The 23,037-nt window shown below is 55.3% G+C and carries 24 protein-coding genes; 9 read left to right on the top strand and 15 right to left on the bottom strand.

Features of this window, described 5'->3' with window-relative positions; genetic code table 11:
* Nucleotides 1-11: 11 nt before the first annotated feature.
* Nucleotides 12-1,112 carry a GGDEF domain-containing protein gene (locus NR114_RS03855; RefSeq protein WP_234529394.1) on the bottom strand — a complete coding sequence of 367 codons (1,101 nt, stop codon included), beginning with the start codon at nt 1,110-1,112 and terminating at the stop codon, nt 12-14.
* 198 nt (nt 1,113-1,310) lie between these two features.
* Between NR114_RS03855 and NR114_RS03850 the strand changes: the two genes are divergently transcribed.
* Nucleotides 1,311-1,796 (top strand): heme-degrading domain-containing protein, encoded by a 486-nt coding sequence (locus NR114_RS03850; RefSeq protein WP_046373827.1) that lies wholly within the window; start codon nt 1,311-1,313, stop codon nt 1,794-1,796.
* Between the two features lie 230 nt (nt 1,797-2,026).
* Nucleotides 2,027-3,715, top strand: a complete 1,689-nt coding sequence (gene dauA, locus NR114_RS03845) for a C4-dicarboxylic acid transporter DauA (protein WP_048760659.1) — start codon at nt 2,027-2,029, stop codon at nt 3,713-3,715.
* An 84-nt stretch (nt 3,716-3,799) separates the two neighbouring features.
* On the opposite strand, the gene kdsA is transcribed toward dauA, so the two are convergent.
* From kdsA to hemA, 6 genes are all read right to left on the bottom strand, one after another.
* Nucleotides 3,800-4,654 (bottom strand): 3-deoxy-8-phosphooctulonate synthase, encoded by an 855-nt coding sequence (gene kdsA, locus NR114_RS03840; RefSeq protein WP_020826450.1) that lies wholly within the window; start codon nt 4,652-4,654, stop codon nt 3,800-3,802.
* 73 nt (nt 4,655-4,727) lie between these two features.
* Nucleotides 4,728-5,537 (bottom strand): invasion regulator SirB1, encoded by an 810-nt coding sequence (gene sirB1, locus NR114_RS03835; RefSeq protein WP_020826449.1) that lies wholly within the window; start codon nt 5,535-5,537, stop codon nt 4,728-4,730.
* Nucleotides 5,534-5,932 carry a SirB2 family protein gene (locus NR114_RS03830; RefSeq protein ID WP_046373829.1) on the bottom strand — a complete coding sequence of 133 codons (399 nt, stop codon included), beginning with the start codon at nt 5,930-5,932 and terminating at the stop codon, nt 5,534-5,536. Before NR114_RS03830 ends, sirB1 begins: the two co-directional genes overlap by 4 nt.
* Nucleotides 5,933-5,945: 13 nt before the next feature.
* Nucleotides 5,946-6,818 carry a peptide chain release factor N(5)-glutamine methyltransferase gene (gene prmC, locus NR114_RS03825; RefSeq protein ID WP_048760655.1) on the bottom strand — a complete coding sequence of 291 codons (873 nt, stop codon included), beginning with the start codon at nt 6,816-6,818 and terminating at the stop codon, nt 5,946-5,948.
* Nucleotides 6,818-7,903 (bottom strand): peptide chain release factor 1, encoded by a 1,086-nt coding sequence (gene prfA, locus NR114_RS03820; protein ID WP_048760652.1) that lies wholly within the window; start codon nt 7,901-7,903, stop codon nt 6,818-6,820. Before prfA ends, prmC begins: the two co-directional genes overlap by 1 nt.
* 31 nt (nt 7,904-7,934) lie before the next feature.
* The gene (gene hemA, locus NR114_RS03815; protein ID WP_037420462.1) at nt 7,935-9,197 is read right to left on the bottom strand and encodes a glutamyl-tRNA reductase; all 1,263 of its coding nucleotides are present in this window, start codon (nt 9,195-9,197) and stop codon (nt 7,935-7,937) included.
* 715 nt (nt 9,198-9,912) lie between these two features.
* On the opposite strand from hemA, the gene lolB reads away from it, so the two are divergent.
* The 3 genes from lolB to prs all read left to right on the top strand — a co-directional run bounded on the left by lolB (nt 9,913) and on the right by prs (nt 12,520).
* Nucleotides 9,913-10,536: a lipoprotein insertase outer membrane protein LolB gene (lolB, locus tag NR114_RS03810; RefSeq protein ID WP_020826445.1), complete on the top strand. Its 624-nt coding sequence runs from the start codon at nt 9,913-9,915 to the stop codon at nt 10,534-10,536.
* On the top strand, nt 10,533-11,399 hold the full coding sequence (gene ispE, locus NR114_RS03805) for a 4-(cytidine 5'-diphospho)-2-C-methyl-D-erythritol kinase (RefSeq protein WP_048760649.1): 867 nt from the start codon (nt 10,533-10,535) through the stop codon (nt 11,397-11,399). Before lolB ends, ispE begins: the two co-directional genes overlap by 4 nt.
* Before the next feature lie 173 nt (nt 11,400-11,572).
* The gene (gene prs, locus NR114_RS03800; RefSeq protein ID WP_041414469.1) at nt 11,573-12,520 is read left to right on the top strand and encodes a ribose-phosphate diphosphokinase; all 948 of its coding nucleotides are present in this window, start codon (nt 11,573-11,575) and stop codon (nt 12,518-12,520) included.
* Nucleotides 12,521-12,700: 180 nt separating this feature from the next.
* Here the strand turns inward: prs and ychH are convergent, their stop codons facing one another.
* Complete coding sequence (ychH, locus tag NR114_RS03795; protein ID WP_041414467.1) at nt 12,701-12,979, bottom strand: stress-induced protein YchH; 279 nt, start codon at nt 12,977-12,979, stop codon at nt 12,701-12,703.
* A 313-nt stretch (nt 12,980-13,292) separates the two neighbouring features.
* On the opposite strand from ychH, the gene pth reads away from it, so the two are divergent.
* Nucleotides 13,293-13,883: an aminoacyl-tRNA hydrolase gene (pth, locus tag NR114_RS03790; RefSeq protein WP_020826441.1), complete on the top strand. Its 591-nt coding sequence runs from the start codon at nt 13,293-13,295 to the stop codon at nt 13,881-13,883.
* 39 nt (nt 13,884-13,922) lie between these two features.
* Here the strand turns inward: pth and NR114_RS03785 are convergent, their stop codons facing one another.
* Entirely contained in the window at nt 13,923-15,452 is a 1,530-nt protein-coding gene (locus NR114_RS03785) for a SulP family inorganic anion transporter (protein WP_115059073.1), read from the bottom strand.
* Nucleotides 15,453-15,783: 331 nt separating this feature from the next.
* On the opposite strand from NR114_RS03785, the gene ychF reads away from it, so the two are divergent.
* The 3 genes from ychF (at nt 15,784) to NR114_RS03770 (ending at nt 18,098) form a co-directional block, all read left to right on the top strand.
* The gene (gene ychF / locus NR114_RS03780) at nt 15,784-16,875 is read left to right on the top strand and encodes a redox-regulated ATPase YchF (RefSeq protein WP_020826439.1); all 1,092 of its coding nucleotides are present in this window, start codon (nt 15,784-15,786) and stop codon (nt 16,873-16,875) included.
* 123 nt (nt 16,876-16,998) lie between these two features.
* A complete protein-coding gene (locus NR114_RS03775) occupies nt 16,999-17,538 on the top strand; it encodes a dihydrofolate reductase family protein (RefSeq protein WP_234529560.1) in 540 nt (179 codons plus the stop codon).
* Nucleotides 17,535-18,098: a TetR/AcrR family transcriptional regulator gene (locus NR114_RS03770; RefSeq protein ID WP_234529561.1), complete on the top strand. Its 564-nt coding sequence runs from the start codon at nt 17,535-17,537 to the stop codon at nt 18,096-18,098. The genes NR114_RS03775 and NR114_RS03770 overlap by 4 nt, the downstream gene beginning before the upstream one ends.
* Here NR114_RS03770 and NR114_RS03765 read toward each other — a convergent pair.
* From NR114_RS03765 to NR114_RS03740, 6 genes are all read right to left on the bottom strand, one after another.
* Nucleotides 18,084-18,677, bottom strand: coding sequence for an ATP-dependent Clp protease proteolytic subunit (locus tag NR114_RS03765; RefSeq protein WP_234529562.1), 594 nt, complete (start codon nt 18,675-18,677; stop codon nt 18,084-18,086). The two genes, NR114_RS03770 and NR114_RS03765, sit on opposite strands and share 15 nt — an antisense overlap.
* Nucleotides 18,678-18,718: 41 nt before the next feature.
* Nucleotides 18,719-19,057 carry an SRPBCC domain-containing protein gene (locus NR114_RS03760; protein WP_234529563.1) on the bottom strand — a complete coding sequence of 113 codons (339 nt, stop codon included), beginning with the start codon at nt 19,055-19,057 and terminating at the stop codon, nt 18,719-18,721.
* Nucleotides 19,054-19,368: a helix-turn-helix transcriptional regulator gene (locus tag NR114_RS03755; RefSeq protein ID WP_129940302.1), complete on the bottom strand. Its 315-nt coding sequence runs from the start codon at nt 19,366-19,368 to the stop codon at nt 19,054-19,056. The genes NR114_RS03760 and NR114_RS03755 overlap by 4 nt, the downstream gene beginning before the upstream one ends.
* A gap of 81 nt (nt 19,369-19,449) precedes the next feature.
* Entirely contained in the window at nt 19,450-20,721 is a 1,272-nt protein-coding gene (locus NR114_RS03750; RefSeq protein WP_020826415.1) for a NupC/NupG family nucleoside CNT transporter, read from the bottom strand.
* Nucleotides 20,722-20,893: 172 nt separating this feature from the next.
* Nucleotides 20,894-21,832, bottom strand: coding sequence for a pseudouridine-5'-phosphate glycosidase (locus NR114_RS03745; RefSeq protein ID WP_234529564.1), 939 nt, complete (start codon nt 21,830-21,832; stop codon nt 20,894-20,896).
* On the bottom strand, nt 21,829-22,947 hold the full coding sequence (locus NR114_RS03740) for a PfkB family carbohydrate kinase (protein ID WP_234529565.1): 1,119 nt from the start codon (nt 22,945-22,947) through the stop codon (nt 21,829-21,831). Before NR114_RS03740 ends, NR114_RS03745 begins: the two co-directional genes overlap by 4 nt.
* Between the last annotated feature and the right edge of the window lie 90 nt (nt 22,948-23,037).

Raw genomic sequence — 23,037 nt, 5'->3', positions numbered from 1 at the left:
TTCAGGAGGGGTTATTCCTGCCGAAAACCGGCACCCAGTGGGGCAAGCTGCATCAACCTGCTGCAGACCACCCGATTTTTCCCCTGCCGCTTGGCGTCATACAGTGCCTCATCCGTGACCTCTATTGCCTTGTCCAACGCCATGCCGGGCAGGTATAACGACGCACCGATAGAAATCGTGATACGTGCCTCGACGTCTTCATCCAGCAAAAATAACGTCGTTTCCACGCTGCGTCGTATGCGCTCCGCCACACCGCCAATCACCGTCGGATCATAACTGGCGGTGATCACGATAAATTCCTCACCGCCATAACGACCGACGAAATCCTCACTGCGCACGCTGCTTTGCAACAGTTGTCCGACGCGAGCCAGCAGCAGGTCTCCGGCCAAATGGCCGTAGGTGTCGTTGATTCGTTTGAAATTATCCAGATCGAGGATCATCAACCCGCAGGGGCTGCGCTCCGCCTGCTGCAGCATGAGTCGATAGTCTACACTAGCGCGATTATTGATATGGGTGAGGCTGTCGGTGGTGGCTTTATCACGCATAGAGAAATAAGCGTGGATATGGCGTTCTTTGAAATTCAGCCCGTGGAAGCATATAGCCAGACACAGGGCCGAGACCGCCTGATACAACAACACATCTCCCCATAGCGCGCGTATATCTGCCAATAACCAGACCACTCCGATACGGTACAGCGCAATGATGCCAATGGTGAGATAAAACACCCGATTCGACTTTCTCAACCACACACGCGACAACAGCAATGGAATGATGATCGAGCCGATAAACAGATTATCGACGGTCAAGCCTCCCGTAAATGCCAGCGACATCAGGTAGCAGACCAGTCCACTGACCGCCCCGCCATAAAAGGTCACCAGTATCATCGGGATCATGGCAAAGCTGAAATGCAGGTTACCGCTCAACTCCAGCCGGTCCTGATTGAGAAACAGCACCGCCAGCCCGGCAAGCAGGCCAAAGACTATACGCTTCCATCCTTCGGACTGATAAGAAAAAGGCGCATTTTTACTGAGGGCAAAATAGCTGACGGACAGCGTGGCATAGGTAATGCAAGCGTCACTATACAGGGTGGGAATTGACGCGACGTAAGTCATAAATATTCGATAGGCTCCACGGAATCGAGAGGGGGATTTAGCGACGAATTTTGAGCATTCCCTGTCTCATCCATTTCGGCATCGTACATATTATTACTCGGGTTAATAATAGATTAGCAGTTCTATGTTATTTCCAAGGTATCTATCCCATAAATTCTGTTCAGGATAATCTGTTGGCAACCAATAAAGGGGGCGACCATGAATATCGATGATGATTTGCACGCGCTTAGCGAACAAGAAACCACGTTGACCTTCAGCCATTTTGACCATAACACCGCCTGGGAGCTGGGCTCTGCATTGAAATCAGCGGCCGAACAGCGCCGCCTGTCGATCGCCATTGAGATCCAGCTCGCGGGGCAAACGCTGTTTTATTACGCCATGCCCGGCACTACCCCCGATATCGCCGATTGGGTACGGCGCAAACGCAATGTGGTGAAGCACTTCCACAAGAGCTCTTACGCGATTGGCCTGCGCCTGCAGCAAAGACAATCGACTCTGGAAGAACGCTATGGCCTGAGCGTCAGCGATTACTCAGCACACGGTGGCGCCTTCCCGATCAATCTTGGTGGCGTGGGCTGCATTGGCACCATCAGCATTTCCGGCTCACCCCAGTTGGAAGATCACAATCTGTTGGTCGGCACCCTGGCGCATTTTCTCGGATTATCCCTACCCGCGGTCCACTAAGCGGTATAACCTGGCCTATTCTTTCTGCGCAGGCCGCCTAAACCGCGGCCTGTCTGTAACTTGTCATTTATCCCGTTCCTGAAAGAGTATAAGTCTGATTTTCCGAAGTGCATTGATGTATATCTAGGAATCGCCGTCACAACTGGCGTATGGTGTCTATCAGCTATTCGAGACGGACCGCATCCGGCCCGCCATTCCGTTCTCTTTTATAGACTTGGTTTACACCTTAGATGAAAACGCATGAAATTAACGGCATTAGGCCGTTCAGCGCGCTGATTGATGCCTGTTGGCGAGATCCCTATTCCCTGCAACGCCTGCTAAAAGATGCCATCGCCGGCGTCACCGTCGGTATTATCGCCATCCCGTTGGCAATGGCACTGGCAATTGCCAGCGGCGTTCCCCCCCAATATGGACTCTATACGTCGGCGGTTGCCGGGATTGTCATTGCCATCAGCGGCGGCTCGCGCTACAGCGTCTCCGGGCCTACCGCCGCGTTTGTGGTGATCCTCTATCCGGTGTCGCAGCAGTTCGGCCTCTCAGGCCTGCTGATCGCCACCCTGCTTTCCGGACTCTTTCTGGTCATCATGGGACTGGCGCGTTTCGGCCGCCTGATTGAGTACATTCCCCTGTCGGTGACGTTAGGCTTTACCTCCGGTATCGCCATCACCATTGCTACCATGCAGGTGAAGGATTTCTTTGGCCTGCAAATGGCGGTGGTGCCAGAACACTATGTGGGCAAGGTTTACGCCCTGCTGCAGGCGCTGCCGACGCTGGACTTCGGCGACACCCTGATCGGCGCAGTGACCCTATTGATCCTTATCTTCTGGCCCAAGCTCGGCCTGCGGGTACCGGGCCATTTACCCGCACTGCTGGCGGGTACCGCGGTTATGGGTATTCTGGCGCTGTTTGACCACCCGGTTGCGACCATCGGCTCGCGCTTCAGCTATCTGCTGGCCGACGGCACCCACGGCCAGGGCATACCGCCCATTCTGCCGCAGCTGATGCTGCCGTGGGATTTACCGGCCGGTGACGGCAAGCCTATGGCGCTGAGCTGGCAAACACTCTCCGCCCTGCTGCCAGCCGCCTTCTCCATGGCGATGCTCGGGGCCATAGAATCCCTGCTGTGCGCGGTGGTGCTGGACGGGATGACCGGCAAGAAGCACAACTCCAATACCGAACTTATCGGCCAGGGTGCGGGCAACATCATTGCGCCTTTCTTCGGCGGCATTACCGCCACCGCGGCCATTGCGCGCTCTGCCGCCAACGTACGCGCCGGTGCCACCTCACCGGTCTCGGCCATCATCCATGCGTTGTTGGTACTGCTGGCGTTGCTGGTGCTGGCGCCGTGGTTGTCCTGGCTGCCGCTGGCTGCAATGGCGTCGCTGTTGCTAATGGTGGCCTGGAATATGAGCGAGGCGCACAAGGTGGTTTATCTGCTGCGGCGAGCGCCGAAAGACGACATTCTGGTGATGCTGCTATGCATGTCGCTGACGGTGCTGTTCGATATGGTGATCGCCATTACCGTAGGCATTGTGCTGGCCTCGCTGCTGTTTATGCGCCGCATTGCGCGCATGACGCGCCTGAGCGAACTGAGTGCCGACAACGGCCGATTAGTGCTGCGGGTGAATGGCCCGCTGTTCTTCGCCGCCGCCGAGCGTATTTTTAACGAGCTACTGGTGCGCAGCGAAAGTTATGACGTGATCGTCTTGCAGTGGGATGCGGTGCCGGTATTGGATGCCGGGGGACTGGATGCCTTGCAACGCTTTATCGAAGCCCTGCCGGCCGGCAAACAATTGGCAATCACCGACATGCCTTTCCAGCCGTTGAAAACGCTGGCAAGGGCACGAATACAGCCGATTGAGGGGAAACTGCATTTCTACGCGACGCTGCCTGAAGCGCTTGCAGCGCTCGATGCCTGAAAAACAAAAAGCCCGACGAATCGGGCTTTAAACCATAGCGGGCGCAGTATGCTGCGCCCCTACAAATAACAGCTGTGAAAATGTTTAGTTGCTGGTGTCCAGCTCTGGGAAGCTCTTCACCAGGTCGTCGATGGCTTTCATCTGCACCAGGAACGGCTCGAGCTTGTCCAGCGGCAGCGCGGACGGGCCGTCGCATTTGGCGCTGTTTGGCTCTGGGTGCGCTTCGATGAACAGACCTGCCAGGCCAACCGCCATACCGGCACGCGCCAGTTCGGCAACCTGCGCCCGACGGCCGCCAGAAGCTGCGCCGAAGGGATCGCGAGTCTGCAGAGCATGGGTCACGTCAAAGATCACCGGATGGCCGCCCGTCACGTTTTTCATAACGTTGATGCCAAGCATATCGACCACCAGGTTATCGTAACCAAAGTTACTGCCGCGATCGCACAGGATCACCTGATCGTTACCGCCTTCCTTGAATTTGTCGACGATATTGCCCATTTGGCCCGGGCTGACGAACTGTGGCTTCTTGACGTTGATCACCGCACCGGTTTTCGCCATCGCTTCCACCAGATCGGTCTGACGCGCCAGGAATGCCGGCAGTTGGATCACGTCAACCACTTCGGACACCGGCTGAGCCTGTGACGCTTCGTGAACGTCGGTGATGATTTTCACGCCGAAGGTTTTTTTGATTTCTTCGAAGATCTTCATCCCCTCTTCCAGACCCGGCCCCCGGTAGGAGTGGATAGAAGAACGGTTGGCTTTGTCAAAGGAGGCTTTGAAAACGTAAGGGATGCCCAGTTTTTGCGTCACGGTGACGTAGTGTTCACAGATGCGCATCGCCAGATCGCGCGATTCCAGCACGTTCATACCGCCAAACAGCACAAACGGCAGATCGTTCGCTACGTCGATGTCACCAATGCTAACCACTTTCTGTTTCATGCTTTCGCCTTTATTGAAGTTACCCGTCGTGCCGCAAGCCTTGGCCTGTCGCGTTCAGGGCATAGTAAATGAATTAATGCAGCGTGACCTGTTTCGGTTCAATCGAGTGGATCTGTACCTTGATCACTTCGCTGACTGGGTCTTCAGGACACTGTTCGACAAAATAGTTAAGATCGGAAATCGCGATATGATTGCATTCCAACTGGGCGTAAATCAGCCCGCGGTCACGGATTTCGTAAGGATCTTCCGGATCGAAGCACAACACCGTTTCGCTGGCGCGCAGCGCCATTTCCATCTGTTTTTCTTCCATCAGGGCGGCTTTGAGCGTATCCAACATCTTACGCACCACCATGACGTTTTCTGACTCATCGAGATCGTCGTCTTCCAGTTCGGCGCCCAGCCCCAGGTTGCCCTTGATCCACACTTCCAACTGGTGTTCGTTCAGCGTCTCGCCGTTCAATGGATTGATCAACCACATCTCTTCATCCAGCCAGTCTGCCCGCAGGATCAGTTGAGTGGGGAAAATAACCGGCAGCAGCGGTAAATCCAGATGAGCGGCGATATGCAGGAAAATGGTGCCGAGCGAAACCGGCGTGCCCTGACGACCTTCCAGCACCTTGTCGAGCCAAATAGCGTCGGACAGACGATACACGCCGCTGGCGCCGCCAAAACCCCAGGTTTTGAAGAACAATTCAATGAGTGCGTCCAGTTGCTGTTCCTGGCTGAGATCCTGCGGCACGGCCGCACGCGCTTCGTCGACCAGCTGTTGCAGCTTGCGTTCGACCTCGGCGGCGGGGAAATCACGCCGCACGGACTGCGATACCAGGATCACGCCCTCGCTCAGCAGCGAGGTGTTAAATTCAAAATCAGCAATACTACTCATAAGTATCCCATCAGAAAGGGTATTTTCGTCGTGGCAAGTTTAATTATCAGGTACAAACAGCCCAATGCCAGCACAAACGCCAGTGTGCGCAGGTTCTGGTTTTTGGTCTTCTTGCCCAATGCGACGTAGCCAAGCAGGATATAGATAATAACGCCAAACAGCTTCTCGGTCAGCCACGAGTCCATACCCAACAGCGGATATAACTTGAACATCACCACCAGCGCGATGCCGCTGACGAACAACACCGTATCATTTATATGCGGGGTTATCTTCACCCAACGTTTGTTCATCATAGCCGAATTGCGCCATTTCCAGAAGAAACGCAATACAAACAAGACAATACTGATGGTGACCGTCAACAAATGCAGATGTTTTAACGCCGAGTAGACTGCCATATCGCTTCCTTATTTAATCGCTGTGTGCTTCGTTATTGTTGGTTTTCAGTGATTGCTGCGGCCATTGGCCAAAGGTGACGCGATCGTTACCGCCATAATCGCGTCGGGTATCGATCGAAATAAAACCGGCGGCCTGCAGCAGTGCGCGTACGCTTTCTCCCTGCTGCCAGCCATGTTCAAGCAGCAGCCAGCCCTGTGATTGCAGGTGGTACGGCGCCTGCTGCACGATAGCGGACAAATCCGCCAGCCCCTGCTGTGGCGCCACCAGCGCGCTACTTGGCTCAAAACGTACGTCGCCCTGTGCCAAATGCGGGTCGGCGGCGTCGATATAAGGAGGGTTGCTGGCGATCAGAGCAAAAGTTTCTCCGACCAGTGGGGCAAACCAACTGCCCTGAAGGAACTGCGCGTTGCCGATCGACAGCTTCTGCGCATTGTGCTGGGCCAACGCCACCGCTTCCGGCTGTAAATCGACGCCGGTCACTTCGCAGTCTGGGCGTTCGCTGGCTAACGCCAGGGCGATGGCGCCGGTACCGGTACCGAGATCGAGAATGGCGCAAGGGGATGAGGGCAAAAGCTCCAGCGCCAACTCCACCAGGCATTCGGTGTCCGGACGCGGGATCAGGGTGGCGGGCGATACCGACAGCGGCAACGACCAAAATTCGCGCTCGCCAATCAGATAAGCTACCGGTTCACCGCGTTCACGGCGCGCCAACAATCTCTCCAACTGCTCTTGCTCTTGCGGCGTCAGCACGGTTTCGCCAAACGCCATCAGGAAAGTTCTGGCCCGGCCGGTCACGAACCCCAGCAGGATTTCCGCATCGCGTCGGGCGCTTTCACTCTGCGTCAGGCGGGCAACCGCAGCCTTCAGCCAGGATTGATAGTCCATTACTCCTGCTCGGCGGACAGCGCAGCGAGCTGGTCGGCCTGGTATTCCTGCACAATCGGCTGGATCAGCATGTCGAGCTTGCCTTCCATCACCTCGTCCAGACGGTACAGCGTCAGGTTGATACGGTGGTCAGTGACACGCCCCTGCGGGAAGTTATAGGTGCGGTTGCGGTCTGAACGATCGCCACTGCCCAGCAGGTTACGACGGGTTGAAGCTTCCGCCTGCTGGCGCTTGGCCATTTCTGCTGCACGGATACGCGCACCCAACACCGCCATCGCTTTGGCTTTGTTCTTGTGCTGTGAGCGCTCGTCCTGACACTCCACCACAATGCCGGTCGGCAAGTGGGTAATACGGATCGCCGAGTCGGTGGTGTTAACGTGCTGACCACCTGCGCCTGAGGAACGGAAGGTGTCGATTTTCAGATCGCCCGCGTTGATCTCCGGCAGTTCAGCCTCCGGTATTTCCGGCATCACTGCCACGGTGCACGCGGAGGTATGAATACGCCCCTGCGACTCGGTTTCCGGCACGCGCTGTACGCGATGACCGCCGGATTCAAATTTGAGCTGGCCGTAAACACCGTCGCCAGAAACCTTGGCAATCACTTCTTTATAACCGCCATGCTCGCCTTCGTTGGCGCTCATGATCTCAACGCGCCAGCGGCGCATTTCGGCATAGCGGCTGTACATGCGGAACAGGTCGCCGGCGAAAATCGCCGCTTCGTCGCCGCCGGTCCCGGCGCGCACTTCCAGGAAACAACCGCGCTCGTCATCCGGATCTTTCGGCAACAGCAGCAGTTGCAGCTGCTGTTCCAGCTCTTCCGTCGCGGCCTTGGCCTGTTTCAACTCTTCCTGCGCCATTTCACGCATTTCCGGATCGTCCAACATCACTTCCGCCGTAGCCAGATCGTCCTGCACCTGACGCCATTCCAGGAAACAGCGGCTGACATCGGTCAACTGTGCATATTCGCGCGACAGCGCACGGAACCGATCCTGCTCGGCAATAACGCCGGCATCGCCGAGCAGCGCCTGCACTTCTTCATGGCGCTCTTGTAACGCTTCCAGTTTGGCAACAATAGAAGGCTTCATGCGTGGTATTAAACCCTGTTAAAAGAGAAAACTAATGCTGATCCAGCCCGAGGCTGTCGCGTAATAATTGCAACCGCTCCACGTCGCCATCGCCGGCGGCCTGCTGGAGGGATTTGGTAGGGGCATGAATAAGACGATTGGTCAGCCGATGGGCCAGCTCGTGGATAACCTGCTCCACGTCGGCGCCCTGCGCAATCGCGGCCAGGGCTTTGGCTTCCATTTCCGCACGGATCTGATCGGCCTGCGAGCGGTAGTCGCGGATGGTTTCCACTGCGCCCTGTGAGCGCAGCCAGGCCATAAAGTTGGTGCTTTCCTGCTGAACGATTGATTCCGCCTGCACCGCCGCGGCTTTGCGCTGCGCCAGGTTGCTTTGAATGATGGCGTGCAGATCGTCCACGCTGTACAGATAGGCGTTGGCCAGCTTGCCCACTTCCGGTTCGATATCACGCGGTACGGCGATATCCACCAGCAGCATCGGCTGGTTGCGGCGCGCTTTCAGCGCGCGCTCCACCATCCCTTTACCGATGATCGGCAGCGGGCTGGCGGTAGAACTGATGATGATATCGGCGTCCGCCAGGCGTTCGTCGATTTCCGGTAATGTGATCACTTCCGCGCCAACTTCGTCCGCCAGCAATTGCGCACGTTCGCGGGTACGGTTGGCAATAATCATATGCCGTACCTTGTGCTCGCGCAGATGGCGCGCCACCAGTTCAATGGTTTCACCGGCGCCCACAAGCAGCACGTTCAATTCGGCAAGTGATTCGAAGATTTGGCGCGCCAACGTACAGGCTGCAAAGGCCACAGAGACCGCGCTGGCACCGATTTCGGTTTCGGTACGTACGCGTTTGGCGACAGAGAAGGATTTTTGGAACAGCCGTTCAAGCTCACCGGAAAGCGACTGGCCGCGTTGCGATTCGGCAAAGGCTTTTTTCACTTGGCCGAGGATCTGCGGTTCACCCAACACTAGCGAATCCAGCCCGCTGGCTACTCGCATCAGATGGCTGACGGCGTCGTTGCCATGGTGCCAATACAGGCTTTTGCTCACTTCTTCCGGGCGCAGATGGTGGTATTCACACAGCCAGGCAACCAGCTGTTCGTGAATATGTTCCTGTTGCTCCACGCTAAGATAAAGTTCGGTGCGGTTGCAGGTAGACAACACGACACCGCCCTGCACCAACGGCTGTTGGAGCAAGCTGGTTAGCGCCTGTTCGATCGACTCTGGGGAGAAGGTCACCCTTTCACGCAGAGAAACCGGAGCGGTTTTGTGATTTATACCTAACGCCAGCAGGGTCATTGCTTCGAGTAATACTTCTTTTGGTACGGGTTCTCGTTGAACGGCATTCTACTTGATGCGCGGGCTCAATAAAAGTAACAACCGCATCTTCCGTTCAATCGCTGAAATAGTCAGCATCAATCGATAAATCGCTAATAAATACAGCGGGATGACTATTAATTCGACGACATAACATACTGAATTTTAGTGCAGTATGCGATATTCCGCACAGTATTCAGCAATAACGATAACCCCTAAGCCGCCAGGCGGCGATCAAATATCCGGCGTTTACCAACCTAAAGTGCCGCAACGAAAGGTGGGATCCAAAAGAAAAGAGACCTGCTGACAAAAAACATGCTTTGCCTGAAGATAAAAAAATGCCGCGCCCGCGAAGCATAACAGCGAAATAACAATGCGTACTGACAGCTTCATGACCTTGTATTCTCCTCCGGCGATAAACTATTGCAGCATACCGCTAGCAACCTCAACTAAACGCCAACGGCCTCCGCCCGACCAGAGAGATATTCTTGTGCCCACAGCGGCAGGGTTGGGTGATTGTGTTAATCTTATGTGCAAACGCAGCGCATACCCTCGAGGCTAACAGCGGTGACAAAGCCGGGCAGATTCAAAGCGATGCAGCAAAAAATTGACGCGCCGGCGCTGCCCCGCTAGCGTAAACGCTAATACCAAGGTCTCGCTGTGCGTGCCCGTAAGGACAAAAGGACAAGAGAAAGTTATGCCAATCCGCAAAGTTAGTTTGCTACGCCTGATCCCGCTGGCCAGCCTGGTGCTGGCTGCCTGTACCACCACCAAACCCAGCGGCCCGGCCACCAGCCCGACATCACCGCAATGGCGCGCCCATGAGCAAGCGGTGCAACAGCTTGAGCAGTATCAGACCCGGGGCTCTTTCGCCTACCTGTCCGATCAGAAAAAAGTCTACGCGCGCTTCTTCTGGCAGCAGTATTCGTCTGATCGTTACCGCCTGCTGCTGACCAACCCACTTGGCAGCACCGAGCTTGATCTCAACGTGCAGAAAAATGTGGTGCAGTTGACCGACAATCAGGGCAAGCGCTATGTCAGCGACAATGCCGAAGAGATGATCCGCAAACTGACCGGTATGGCAATCCCGCTGGATAACCTGCGCCAATGGATGCTCGGCCTGCCGGGTGAAGCCAACGACTTCAAGCTGGATGACCAGTATCGCCTGAACTCGCTGACCTACCAGCAAGGCGGACAGACCTGGACCGTTGACTACCAGGACTACAACAACAGCCTGCAACCGCAGTTGCCAAGCCGACTTGAGCTGAAACAGGGTGACCAGCGCATCAAACTGAAAATGGATAATTGGACGCTCAAATGATCCGTCAGTGGCCATCGCCAGCTAAACTTAATTTGTTTTTATACATTACCGGCCAACGTGAAGACGGCTATCACCTGTTGCAGACGCTGTTTCAGTTTCTGGATTACGGCGACACGCTGACCATCGATGTGCGACAGGATGACCGTATTCACCTGCTGACCCCGGTGGCGGGCGTGCCGGATGAAGAAAACCTGATTGTCCGCGCCGCACGTCTGCTGCAACAGTATTGCGATCGCCATGGGCTGGATACCGCGCCACGGGGTGCCGACATCAGCATCGAAAAGCGGCTGCCAATGGGCGGCGGGCTGGGCGGTGGCTCCTCCAACGCCGCTACGGTGCTGGTTGCGCTGAATGAACTGTGGCGCTGCGGTTTGAGCGACGACCAGCTTGCAGAACTGGGGCTGGTGCTCGGTGCCGACGTCCCTGTTTTCGTGCGTGGCCATGCAGCGTTCGCCGAAGGCATCGGTGAGCGTTTGCAGCCGGCCAACCCGCAGGAAAAATGGTATCTGGTGGCGCATCCGGGGGTCAGCATCCCTACCCCGGCAATTTTTGGCGATGCGGAATTAAAAAGAGACACCCCGGTTCGTCCGTTAAGTGTGCTGTTACAGGCAACTTACGCAAATGATTGCGAACCTATAGCAAGAAAACGTTTTCGCGAGGTTGAACAGCTTGTTTCTTGGCTGTTAGAATACGCGCCGTCACGCCTGACTGGCACAGGTGCTTGTGTGTTTGCTGAATTCGACACAGAAACCGCCGCCCGTCAGGTGTTAAATCAAGCCCCGGAGTGGATACGTGGTTTTGTAGCGCGTGGCGTTAACGTCTCTCCACTACATCGCATCCGTTCCGGGCAGATGAAACCGTAGTTCTCGTTTCGCTGCGCAGGGTCATTCACACCTGGCCCTGTAATCCCTGCGCCGCTTCGGTTTCACGTTGTTTTTTTACACACCCGTATGATATTGCGCCGGCGTCGCTAACTGCCCCTTAGCGAAGGCCGAATGACAATATCTTCTCTGGACGCATGCCTGAGGTTCTTCTCGTGCCTGATATGAAGCTTTTTGCTGGTAACGCCACCCCGGAACTAGCACAACGTATTGCCAACCGTTTGTACACCAGCCTTGGTGACGCCGCAGTAGGTCGTTTTAGCGACGGCGAAGTGAGCGTGCAAATCAACGAAAATGTACGCGGCGGTGATATTTTCATCATCCAGTCCACCTGTGCCCCTACCAACGACAACCTGATGGAACTGGTCGTTATGGTAGATGCCCTGCGTCGCGCCTCCGCAGGTCGTATTACTGCTGTTATCCCTTACTTCGGTTATGCCCGCCAGGATCGCCGCGTGCGTTCTGCTCGTGTGCCAATCACGGCCAAAGTTGTAGCCGATTTCCTCTCCAGTGTAGGGGTTGACCGCGTTTTGACGGTGGATCTGCACGCTGAACAGATCCAAGGCTTCTTCGATGTTCCGGTAGATAACGTGTTCGGTAGCCCGATCCTGCTGGAAGACATGCTGCAACAGAATCTGGAGAACCCAATCGTGGTTTCCCCAGACATCGGCGGCGTAGTGCGCGCCCGCGCAATCGCCAAACTGCTGAATGACACCGATATGGCTATCATCGATAAACGCCGCCCGCGCGCGAACGTTTCTCAGGTGATGCACATCATTGGTGACGTAGCAGGCCGTGACTGTGTACTGGTTGACGATATGATCGATACCGGCGGTACCTTATGTAAAGCGGCTGAAGCGTTGAAAGAACGCGGTGCCAAGCGCGTATTTGCCTACGCGACGCACCCGATCTTCTCCGGTAACGCCGTGGAAAACATCCGCAACTCGGTAATTGATGAAGTGATTGTCTGCGACACCATTCCGCTGTCTCCAGAAATCAAGGCTCTGAAAAACGTACGCACTCTGACGCTGTCTGGCATGCTGGCTGAAGCCATCCGCCGTATCAGCAACGAAGAGTCAATTTCTGCGATGTTCGAGCATTAATCAGTTCTCTTTTCGGTGCGGCACCCTGCCGTACCGAAGAGATTGATGGCCTAAAAGCAGAAAAAGAAAAACCCGTTGGTGCATAGCAGCAACGGGTTTTCTACGGGTAGTCAAACATGACCTTAAGCCTTAATGCGCGGCAGATTTCCTTTGCCGTAACGCCTGTTCCCTTCTTTCTAATCAATGTGACGAACGATGATGATCGTTGCGGCAACGTTTATCAAAGTGTTTTACCCACCAGTAACGATCCGCTACCTGCTCACGACCGCCAATACGCGCACCTACCAGCCACAACAACGCACCCACGAAGATACTCATGATTGCGCCATGGGCGAAAAACTGCGGCAGGTTGAACTGCGAAACTTCAGCAACAATGGAGTATCCGACACCGCCGATCATCACGACCAGGCCCAGCCCCATAAAAAAGTTGCCCATTCTGTCCGCGTTTCTACGTTTCATATGCCACCTCCATAGTGCCATGTGCCAACCGGGATAACTCTCTAACTGGTTAACCCACTTTGATAAGTTAAGTATAGCCCCTGGTTGGACAAGGTGATTGCGGAGAGGATCACAAATGGTAAAGAAAACATGACAAAACTTTACCAGAATGAGTCTATTAGCGATCAAATTGAATGATTCCGCTAATGAATTATTCTCTTTTCTGACTATAGTTCCGTCAATGCGCGACCGGACATATCAGGATTTTGTCATTCGTGGCGTCGGCAGGTAGACTATTGCCCTTTCCATTATATCGATCATAGCGAATCTCCCAGTGAGCAGTATTAAATTGATAGTCGGCCTGGCGAATCCGGGCGCTGAATACGCGCAGACGCGGCACAACGCCGGCGCCTGGTACGTCGATTTACTGGCCCAGCGCCATAACCAGCAGCTCAAAGAAGAGAGCAAGTTCTTCGGCTACACCGCCCGGCTGAACCTGGCCGGCAACGACGTGCGGCTGTTGGTGCCTACCACCTTTATGAATCTCAGCGGCAAAGCGGTATTGGCAATGGCCAATTTCTACCGCATCGAGCCGGACGAAATCCTGGTGGCGCATGACGAGCTGGATATTCCCCCCGGCGTTGCCAAGATCAAACTGGGCGGCGGCAACGGTGGCCACAACGGGCTGAAGGATATTCAGAACAAATTTGGCAATAACCCGAATTTCTATCGCTTGCGCATCGGCATCGGCCACCCGGGCGATAAAAACAAAGTGGTAGGTTTCGTGCTCGGCAAGCCACCGGCCAGCGAACAAAAAATGATTGATGAAGCGATCGATGAAGCAGCACGCTGTACGGAAGTGCTGCTGACTGACGGGTTGGAAAAAACCGTTCGTCGCCTGCACAGCTTCAAGGCACAGGCCTGATCATCGTTGCAGCGGGCATCGCGCCCGCTGCAATCTGCCTTAGGTGCGCAGTTTAAAGGTTTCTTCGCCGACGTTAGCGTCATCGGTTTGGTAGCCCTCTTCCGCCACGTAATATTGCGGATCGTCCAGTTCATGGCTGCAAAACGGGCCGGCCTGTTTCAACAGGCGTACACAGTCACCGCTCAGATGACGTAGCCGAATGGTTTTCCCCGCCGCCAGATAGCGTGCCGTCAGCTTATCAATCGCCTCCACGCCGCTGGAATCCATCACCCGGGTACCGGCAAAATCCAGCACCACATTTTGCGGATCGTTTTTCGGTTCGAACAGTTCGGCAAAGGCCGTGGTGGAGCCGAAGAACAGCGGCCCGTCCAACTGATATACCGCCACCTCACCTTCCACCCGATGCTGACGCACGCGAATACGTGCCTGCTGCCAGGCAAATACCAGCGCCGAAATGATCACCCCGCTGATCACGGCCATCGCCAGATCGGTAAAGATGGTAATCAGGGTCACCAGCAGCATCACCAGCGCATCCGCCTTCGGCATCCGGCGCAGACGGCGCAGCGAGCTCCACTCAAAGGTGTTGTAACACACCACCAGCATCACCCCGGCCAACGCCGCCACCGGCAACAGGCCGATATAGCCCGACAGGCTGACCACAAACAGAATCAGAAGTATCGCGCCAACCACGCCGGAAATACGCCCACGCCCGCCTGAAGTGAAGTTGATGATCGACTGGCCAATCATTGCGCAACCGGCGAAACAACCAAACAGGCCACAAACCGCGTTGCCAGCCCCCTGGGCGATGCTCTCGCGGTTGCCGTTACCTTTCTTGCCGCCCATTTCATCCAGCACCGTCATGGTAAGCAGCGATTCGATCAGCCCCACCAGCGCGATTACCACTGCGTACGGCAACACCACTTTCAGCATCTCGAGGGTAAAAGGCGCCATCGGCAGGCTGAAGTGCGGTAATGCACCGGAAATGTCCGCCAAATCGCCGACCCGCAGCGTTTGCAGGTTAAACCCGATTGCCAGAGCAGACACCACGATTAGCGCCGCCAGTGACGCGGGGATGACACGCGTCAACCGTGGGAAGAACACCACCACCAGGATCGCCAGAGCCACCAGCCCATACATCAGCGGCCCCTGCCCGGCAATCATATGCAGTTGCGCCAGCATAATGACAATCGCCAGCCCGTTCACGAAGCCGTGAACCGCGGGCAGCGGCACCAGCCGGATAAACTTACCCAGGCGGAAAATGCCGATCAGGATTTGGATAACCCCGGCAAAAATCGTCGCCCACAGTACGTACCCCATGCCGTACTGCGCCGCCAGGCTCATCAGCACCACCACTATCGACCCGGCCGCACCCGACACCATGCCCGGCTTGCCGCCAAACAGCGCGGTGACCAGCCCGATAATAAAGGCGGTGTGCAACCCGACGATCGGAGAAAGCCCGGCAACCAGCGAAAAGCCGACCGCTTCCGGGATCATTGAAACCGCCACCACAAAGCCCGCCAGCACCTCGTTCTTGACGGCCGACAGCCTGAAATTGTTCAGGTTAAACATGGATTATTCACTTCTGACAGATAAAACACATTCCCGCAGCACGGGAAGCAAGGCCGCAGGGCGCGGCAAACCTCAGGAGGGAGAGAGCTTAGGGTGGACTGGGCAAGAAGGACATCCGGCACGTTTCCTGTAGGTTAATCAGAAGTGTCAGTATGTGTAAATGTGATCCAAATCTCAATCAAAAACCGGCACTGCCTCGGCATTTACCCATCACACACAGCCAGATCGAGAAAAACGGCCATTACGTGTATAATGGCGCCATTATTTCGTCCTTTATGCAGTGGGTTAAACCTAACCGGCTGATAGTTAAGATATTTAAGGTGATAACAACATGGGATTCAAATGCGGTATCGTCGGCCTGCCTAACGTAGGCAAATCCACCCTGTTCAACGCGTTGACCAAAGCGGGTATCGAAGCAGCCAACTTCCCGTTCTGCACCATTGAACCTAACACCGGTGTGGTGCCGATGCCCGATCCGCGTCTGGACCAGCTGGCCGAGATCGTCAAGCCACAGCGTATCCTGCCGACCACCATGGAATTCGTCGACATCGCCGGCCTGGTCAAGGGCGCGTCCAAAGGTGAAGGTCTGGGTAACCAGTTCCTGACCAACATCCGCGAAACCGAAGCGATTGGCCACGTGGTTCGCTGCTTCGAAAACGACAACATCATCCACGTTAACAACAAAGTTGACCCGGCTGACGACATCGACGTCATCAATACCGAACTGGCCTTGTCGGATCTCGACACCTGCGAACGCGCGATCCACCGCGTGCAGAAGAAAGCCAAAGGCGGCGACAAAGACGCGAAAGCGGAACTGGCAGCCCTGGAAAAATGCCTGCCACAGCTGGAAAACGCCGGCATGCTGCGTGCGCTGGATCTGTCCGAAGAAGACAAGGCGGCAATCCGCTACCTGAGCTTCCTGACGCTGAAACCAACCATGTACATCGCCAACGTCAACGAAGACGGTTTCGAAAACAACCCGTACCTGGACAAAGTGCGTGAAATCGCTGCGGGCGAAGGCTCGGTTGTGGTTGCCGTGTGCGCCGCAGTAGAATCCGATATCGCCGAGCTGGAAGACGAAGATCGCGAAGAATTCATGGCCGAACTGGGCCTGGAAGAGCCGGGCCTGAACCGCGTGATCCGCGCCGGTTACGAGCTGCTGAACCTGCAGACCTACTTCACCGCCGGTGTGAAAGAAGTCCGCGCCTGGACCATCCCGGTTGGCGCTACCGCCCCGCAGGCAGCTGGCAAGATCCACACCGACTTCGAAAAAGGCTTTATCCGCGCTCAAACCATCGCTTTTGAAGACTTCATCACCTACAAGGGTGAGCAAGGTGCCAAAGAAGCCGGCAAGATGCGTTCAGAAGGTAAAGACTACATCGTTAAAGACGGCGACGTGATGAACTTCTTGTTCAACGTCTAACTCCCGCCTCTGCAGCAAACTCCAAAATCCACGCCCCGGCGTGGATTTTTTGTTTTAACCGGTAATGTTGATTTTGGGCCATACCAACGCAATAATATACAGCGTATAAATATGGAGCATTCAATGATCACTACACACGTTTTCATCGCCACCAGCCTGGACGGTTTTATCGCTCGGCAAGATGGCGACATCGACTGGTTATTGCAACGCGACACCTCGGCCGAAGATCATGGCTTCGATACCTTTATCGCTGACAAAGACATGATCCTGATGGGGAGAGGGACTTATGAAAAGGTACTCACCTTCGATAGCTGGCCTTATGACCTCCCGGTACTCGTACTGTCCAAACAACTGGCCAATGAGCCGGTCCCTCCAGCCCTGACAGGTAAAGTTCGGTTCGCCAACCTCACGCCAAAGTATGCGCTTGAGCAGTTGGCCGCGCAGAATGTGCACCGCGTCTATGTGGATGGTGGGCAATTAATACAGTCCTTTCTGCGCGAAGAGTTGATTAGCGATATGGTGATCACCAAGGTTCCCGTACTGCTTGGCTCGGGCAGACCTCTGTTCGGCTCACTGCAACAGGACATTGATTTAAAATTACTGTCGAACCGGAGCTTTCCTTCGGGCCTGGTGCAAACCCACTATCAGGTATTGCCCCAATGACTCGTCCACGTGGGCGTCCAACCAACGGAAAAGGAGTAACGCGGGATGACATTCTGGATTCCGCTCTTGGCCTGCTGGATGAAAGTGGCGGACAAGGGCTGACGATGCGTACCCTCGCCACTCGGCTGGGCGTCACGCCGATGAGCCTCTATCACCATATTGGTGATCTGGCCGGGCTATTGCGTGCTTTATCCGATCGCGTCTATGCCGAAGCCATGGAGGGGTTGAGCGGATTGGCTGACCCGCGGACAGAAATTCGAACATTGCTCACGCGCTATCATCGCGCAGTCGGCTATCATCCCCAGCTCACGCTGGCAATCTTTGCCACGCCAGAGGCCTTTGCCGGGGTCACCCGTCAGATTACCGATCGCCTTACGGCCTTGCTGGCTGAGATGACGACAGAGCCCCTACAGTGGCGCGATATTTTGATTGATCATGCCCATGGCAGCGGTTTGGCCCTTGTCGCGGTACGGGGAGACTCTCTACAGGCGCAGAGCCTGCAAGAACAGTATCTACAGGCCCTTGATCGTCTGCTGAGCAGCGTATCATCGCGCCCGTAGCACCTTATCCACCAGCCCCCACTCTACCGCTTGGTCGGCGCTCATAAAGCGGTCGCGATCGAGTGCGCGCTCAACCTCTTCGTAGCTACGACCGCAGTGTTCGGCGTACAGGCGGATCACGGTGTGCTTGGTGCGTTTCATCTCTTCGGCCTGGATAAGGATATCTGACGCTTGCCCCTGAAAACCGCCCAGTGGCTGGTGCACGTGCAGGCTGGCATTGGGCAGCGCCATCCGGTGGCCTGCCTCACCCGCCATCAGCAGGAATGACCCCATCGAGCGAGCTGTGCCCATACACAGCGTATGCACCGGTGCGTTGATGTACTGCATAGTGTCGTAGATGGCAAAGCCACTGGTGATCACCCCGCCCGGTGAATTGATATATAAATTTATGGGTTTCTCCGGGTTCTCAGCTTCGAGAAACAGCAGTTGAGCACAAAGCATTTCTGCCACCTGATCGTTAACCTCCCCGTTCAGGAAAACGATGCGGTCGCGCAGCAGCCGCGAATAAATGTCGAACGAACGTTCTCCCTGGCTGGTCTGTTCTACCACCATCGGGACGAGCAGCATCGATTCACGCATCGGTGAACTCCTGTTTTCAGATTGGAATAATGAGTTGAGCGTCAGGCAGCGCGCATCAGCTGCAATCCACCGTCGTTCGCTGCCGTCAACCCTTCGTCGTCGAGTCGGTGAATGACGCGTAACAGGCTTCCGCCGTCGGCGGCGGGCAGAATTTGCAAGGTCACGGTACTTTCGAGGTACGGCGGTCGGTCATCACGCATCCGGTAGCTGATTGCTTCGCCCGGCGTTATCGCTACCGGTTCGGTATCGGCCAGTTCGGCATTCGGTAACCATTGTTCGCGCAATGCCGGGATCACGATAGCCCTCCAGATTTTCTCTGGCGGCGCATCGAGTTGATACTCCAGCACCAGCGGCGGCTGCGTGGCGTCGGTTGGGGTCATTGATCCATGTCCTTTAGCAAAACGTTCAGCCTGTCGATGCGTGCCGGCCAGAAGGCACGGTATTTGTCCAGCCATTGCGCGATGACCGCCAACCCTTGCGGGTCAACCTGATAATTGACGAAACGCCCCTGGCGCGCCTCGCACACCAGCCCCGCCTGCCGCAACACGGCCAGGTGTTGAGACATCGCAGATTGGCTGATCGACATGCCTTCACGCAGTGCGCTGGCATTCATGCCGCCAGCGGCCAGTTTTTCGAAGATGCTGCGCCGGGTGGGATCCGCCAGCGCTTTGAAGAGGTCATTTTCATTCATGACTACACATTAGTAGTCACTTATCTAATGCGCAAGTTTAGCGCGGAAAATAATAACGCTCACGCCAAAGAAAGGGCGTGATCATAATGCCACGCTCAAAGCACCGAGACCGATAAACAGCCCGGCGATGGTGGCGCTCATCAGATTAGACAAGGTAGCGGCCAGCAGCGCGCGCAAGCCCAGGCTGGCAATATCCGAAGCGCGTTCCGGTGCTACCGCGCTGAACGCCCCCACCACCACGGCTATCGAGCCGAAGTTGGCGAACCCGCACAGTGCGAAAGAGATGACGGCGATGGTTTTAGGATCGAGCACCGCGACGCTGTCTTTGAGATAGGCTGAAAAATTCACGTATGCGACAAATTCGTTTATCGCCAGCTTCTGGCCAATCAGCCCACCTACTACCCCAGCGTTATCCCAGCTAACCCCCATGATATAAGCCAAAGGCGAGAACACATATCCGAACAACCTTTCCAGGCTAAGCTGTTGCCAGCCAAACAGGCTGCCGACGCCGCCAATCAGGCCATTAATCAGCGCAATTAACGCCACAAAGGCCATTACCACGGTAGCGACGCCCACGGCTATTTTCAGCCCGAGCATCGCGCCGCTGGCCGCGGCTTCGATAATGCTCGCCGGGCGTTTTTCACTGAACGCCATCTGGCTGAACTCGACCTGCGACGCCTCGGTTGCCGGGCTCAGCATACGTGCGAACAGAATGCCACCGGGGATCGCCATCAACGATGCCGCCAGCAGATATTCAATCGGTACGCCAAGGCCGGCATACCCCACCAACATCGATCCGGCGATCGACGCCATTCCGCTGCAAATGACGGTAAACAGCTCATTGCGGCTCATCTTGTTAATAAAAGGCTTAAGCACCGCGGGCAGCTCGTTTTGCCCTAAAAAGATGGTGGTCACCGCGGCAAAAGCCTCAACCTTGCTGATGCTCAGCATCTTTTGGAATACGTAGCCTAACAGATTAATCACCCACCCCATCACGCCGAGGTAATAGAGAATCGAAATCAGTGCGGTAATAAAAATAATGGCCGGCAGAACATGAAAAGCGAAAACAAAACCCGCGCCGTCAAACAAGACATTCATTTTAGGGCCGACCAGTCCGCCAAAAATAAATGAGCTACCGGCATCGCTGTACGAAATGACTTTATTGACGCCACCGGCAATAGCATTAACCACCCACTTACCGGCGGGCACATATAACATAATTGCGCCCAACAGCACTTGCAGTATTAATGCGCTGAAAACGGTTCTCATGCTGATTCGTTTACGGTTGTTGGAAAAAATAAAAGCAATAAGGAGAAGAATACAGATACCTGACAGGCTGCGTAGTAAGTCCATAAATCCGTCCCTTAATACCCGTCGTATTTCAGCCGTAGCGGAAAAGTCATTGGGTATGTAAATGTACCTGTCCTGAAAGGTGAAAAGGGCAAAGCACTCCCCTCCACCTTTCAGGCTGGCGTTTTTATTTAATGTTGTTTATAGGGTAAAACTTAAGGAATAACGCGTCGTCTTAGGCGGCGGCCTCCTGATAACAACACGCAATTTGCGCGGCCAGCTTGGCGTTGTTGAACACCAATTGAATATTGGCGGTCAGGCTGTCGCCCCCGGTCAATTCAGCCACTCTGGCCAGCAAAAATGGCGTGCTGTCCTTGCCCTGAACGCCTTGTTCAACCGATTCCCGCACGGCACGCTCAATGGCGGCATTAATTTTTTCCTCCGACACCGCATACTGCGCCGGGATCGGGTTGGCAATCACCATGCCGCCCTCCAGCCCGGTCTGCCACTTGGTGGCCATGGCGCGGGCGATCTCCGCCGGGGCATCTAGCTGAATGCTGACCCTGAAGGGGCTGGTACGGCAAAAGAATGCCGGCAGCGTTTGGGTCTGGTAGCCGATCAGCGGTACACCGTGGGTTTCGAGGTATTCGGTGGTCAGCCCCAAATCCAAAATAGACTTGGCACCGGCACAGATCACCGCGACATTGGTGCGTGCCAGCTCCTGCAGATCCGCCGAGATATCAAACGTGTGTTCTGCGCCGCGGTGCACGCCGCCGATGCCACCGGTGGCAAAGACGTGAATGCCCGCCATCTCGGCAATAATCATGGTTGAGGCCACGGTGGTCGCCCCGTGTTTACCGGCGGCGACGATGAACGGCAGATCGCGACGGCTCACTTTCGCCACCTTATGGCCCTCTTTACCCAGTAGCTCTATTTCCTCACGGCTTAATCCCGCCTTCATGCGGCCGTTAATGATGGCGATGGTCGCGGGCACCGCGCCGTGATCGCGGATCTTTTGTTCCACTTCCAGCGCCGTCTGCGCGTTCTGTGGGTACGGCATGCCGTGAGAAATGATGGTGGATTCCAGAGCCACAACCGGGCGTTTGTGGGCCAAAGCCTCGGCAACCTCCGGCGAAATGTCCAGATAGTCATGGGAAATCATTTTATTTTTCATGCTTGTAGCTCCAACAGTTTTTGTACGCTGCCATTCGACAGGTTCGGGTTATTGGTAAATTCGGATGCCAGCGTCAATGCCGAGCAACCCTGCGCAAAACGAATGCTGTCCGCCAGCGTCATATCTTCCAGCCAGCAATGGGCCAGGCCCGCCATCATGGCGTCGCCGGCCCCAGTCACATTGACGATGTCGACGACCAGTGGCTGCGACCAGCCGTTTTGCCCATCAATTTCGCTGTAATAAACCCCGGCTGGCCCCATGCTGAGCGCCAGGCGTTGTACCCCTTGTTGATGGAACCAGCGGGCCACCGCTGGCGCATCCTGCGGCCCGTGGATCGCCATGCCGCTGAGGATCTCGGCTTCGAGGCGATTGGGCTTGAGAGTATGGATATGCGAGAGCCAACGGCGGATTTTGGGCGCTTTAAATGCCGATACGGTGTCAACAAACACCGGCACGCTGCCGGAGTGCCCGAATAGCCAGGCCAGTGCGTCCTCGGTCAGGTTGCAGTCAACCACCAGCACGCCCGCATGCAGGAACAACTCTTTAGACGTGGCCAATAACGCCGGTGTGAGTTTCTCGAGAATGCGCATGTCGTTAATCGCCACCAGCATTTCGCCGTTGTTATCGAGTAAGGAGACATAGGTAGAAGTATTTTCACCGTGCAATTTATGGAAGCTGTCGACATGTACCCCCGCCAGCTTTGCCTGTTCGAATAAGGTTTCGCCATAGAAGTCGTCACCGACGACGGAAATAAGGTGACATTCCCGGCCTAATAAGGCGACATTCTGCGCAATATTTCTGCCCACCCCACCTGGCGTGCATTTTATTTTTCCCGGGTTGGAATCTTCATACACTAATTTAGAGGAAGCATAACCGCAGACATCCATATTGGTGGAACCTACGGTTACCACATAGCTGTGCTCCGACAATATATAACCCTTACCCTTTATATATCCTTTATTCATTAAATTCATAATGTGTCCGGCGACACCAGAGCGGCTAATACCTAAAACATCGGCAATTTCCTGCTGTGGGATCAAAGGATCACGTCTCAGAAGATGCAATATCTGTTTTTCTCTGCTGGTCATATTGGACACTTGTTTGTTTTTAAACATACGTTTGTTTTATATCGGGCATGAAAAACAGTAAAGTGGGATTAAAGGCTTTAGCGAAGATTTGGGAAGAGGATCGTAAGATGAATGAAC

It is taken from the genome of Serratia sp. Ser99 (assembly GCF_024519545.1).
GTDB lineage: Bacteria > Pseudomonadota > Gammaproteobacteria > Enterobacterales > Enterobacteriaceae > Serratia > Serratia liquefaciens.
The sequence above is the reverse complement of the archived record's forward strand: the minus strand, read 5'-3'. Positions and strand labels throughout refer to the sequence as shown.

What these genes read in the sequence shown, in the direction of transcription:
- prmC (WP_048760655.1), bottom strand. Translation starts at nt 6,818, where the DNA reads ATGGACTATCAATCCTGGCTGAAGGCTGCGGTTGCCCGCCTGACGCAG.
- NR114_RS03830 (WP_046373829.1), bottom strand. Translation starts at nt 5,932, where the DNA reads ATGGCAGTCTACTCGGCGTTAAAACATCTGCATTTGTTGACGGTCACC.
- NR114_RS03760 (WP_234529563.1), bottom strand. Translation starts at nt 19,057, where the DNA reads ATGACCCCAACCGACGCCACGCAGCCGCCGCTGGTGCTGGAGTATCAA.
- NR114_RS03785 (WP_115059073.1), bottom strand. Translation starts at nt 15,452, where the DNA reads ATGTTTAACCTGAACAATTTCAGGCTGTCGGCCGTCAAGAACGAGGTG.
- sirB1 (WP_020826449.1), bottom strand. Translation starts at nt 5,537, where the DNA reads ATGAGTAGTATTGCTGATTTTGAATTTAACACCTCGCTGCTGAGCGAG.
- NR114_RS03750 (WP_020826415.1), bottom strand. Translation starts at nt 20,721, where the DNA reads ATGGACTTACTACGCAGCCTGTCAGGTATCTGTATTCTTCTCCTTATT.
- NR114_RS03770 (WP_234529561.1), top strand. Translation starts at nt 17,535, where the DNA reads ATGACTCGTCCACGTGGGCGTCCAACCAACGGAAAAGGAGTAACGCGG.
- hemA (WP_037420462.1), bottom strand. Translation starts at nt 9,197, where the DNA reads ATGACCCTGCTGGCGTTAGGTATAAATCACAAAACCGCTCCGGTTTCT.
- NR114_RS03745 (WP_234529564.1), bottom strand. Translation starts at nt 21,832, where the DNA reads ATGAAAAATAAAATGATTTCCCATGACTATCTGGACATTTCGCCGGAG.
- lolB (WP_020826445.1), top strand. Translation starts at nt 9,913, where the DNA reads ATGCCAATCCGCAAAGTTAGTTTGCTACGCCTGATCCCGCTGGCCAGC.
- ychF (WP_020826439.1), top strand. Translation starts at nt 15,784, where the DNA reads ATGGGATTCAAATGCGGTATCGTCGGCCTGCCTAACGTAGGCAAATCC.
- kdsA (WP_020826450.1), bottom strand. Translation starts at nt 4,654, where the DNA reads ATGAAACAGAAAGTGGTTAGCATTGGTGACATCGACGTAGCGAACGAT.
- NR114_RS03855 (WP_234529394.1), bottom strand. Translation starts at nt 1,112, where the DNA reads ATGACTTACGTCGCGTCAATTCCCACCCTGTATAGTGACGCTTGCATT.
- NR114_RS03755 (WP_129940302.1), bottom strand. Translation starts at nt 19,368, where the DNA reads ATGAATGAAAATGACCTCTTCAAAGCGCTGGCGGATCCCACCCGGCGC.
- NR114_RS03850 (WP_046373827.1), top strand. Translation starts at nt 1,311, where the DNA reads ATGAATATCGATGATGATTTGCACGCGCTTAGCGAACAAGAAACCACG.
- dauA (WP_048760659.1), top strand. Translation starts at nt 2,027, where the DNA reads ATGAAAACGCATGAAATTAACGGCATTAGGCCGTTCAGCGCGCTGATT.
- ychH (WP_041414467.1), bottom strand. Translation starts at nt 12,979, where the DNA reads ATGAAACGTAGAAACGCGGACAGAATGGGCAACTTTTTTATGGGGCTG.
- NR114_RS03765 (WP_234529562.1), bottom strand. Translation starts at nt 18,677, where the DNA reads ATGCGTGAATCGATGCTGCTCGTCCCGATGGTGGTAGAACAGACCAGC.
- NR114_RS03740 (WP_234529565.1), bottom strand. Translation starts at nt 22,947, where the DNA reads ATGTTTAAAAACAAACAAGTGTCCAATATGACCAGCAGAGAAAAACAG.
- prfA (WP_048760652.1), bottom strand. Translation starts at nt 7,903, where the DNA reads ATGAAGCCTTCTATTGTTGCCAAACTGGAAGCGTTACAAGAGCGCCAT.
- NR114_RS03775 (WP_234529560.1), top strand. Translation starts at nt 16,999, where the DNA reads ATGATCACTACACACGTTTTCATCGCCACCAGCCTGGACGGTTTTATC.
- ispE (WP_048760649.1), top strand. Translation starts at nt 10,533, where the DNA reads ATGATCCGTCAGTGGCCATCGCCAGCTAAACTTAATTTGTTTTTATAC.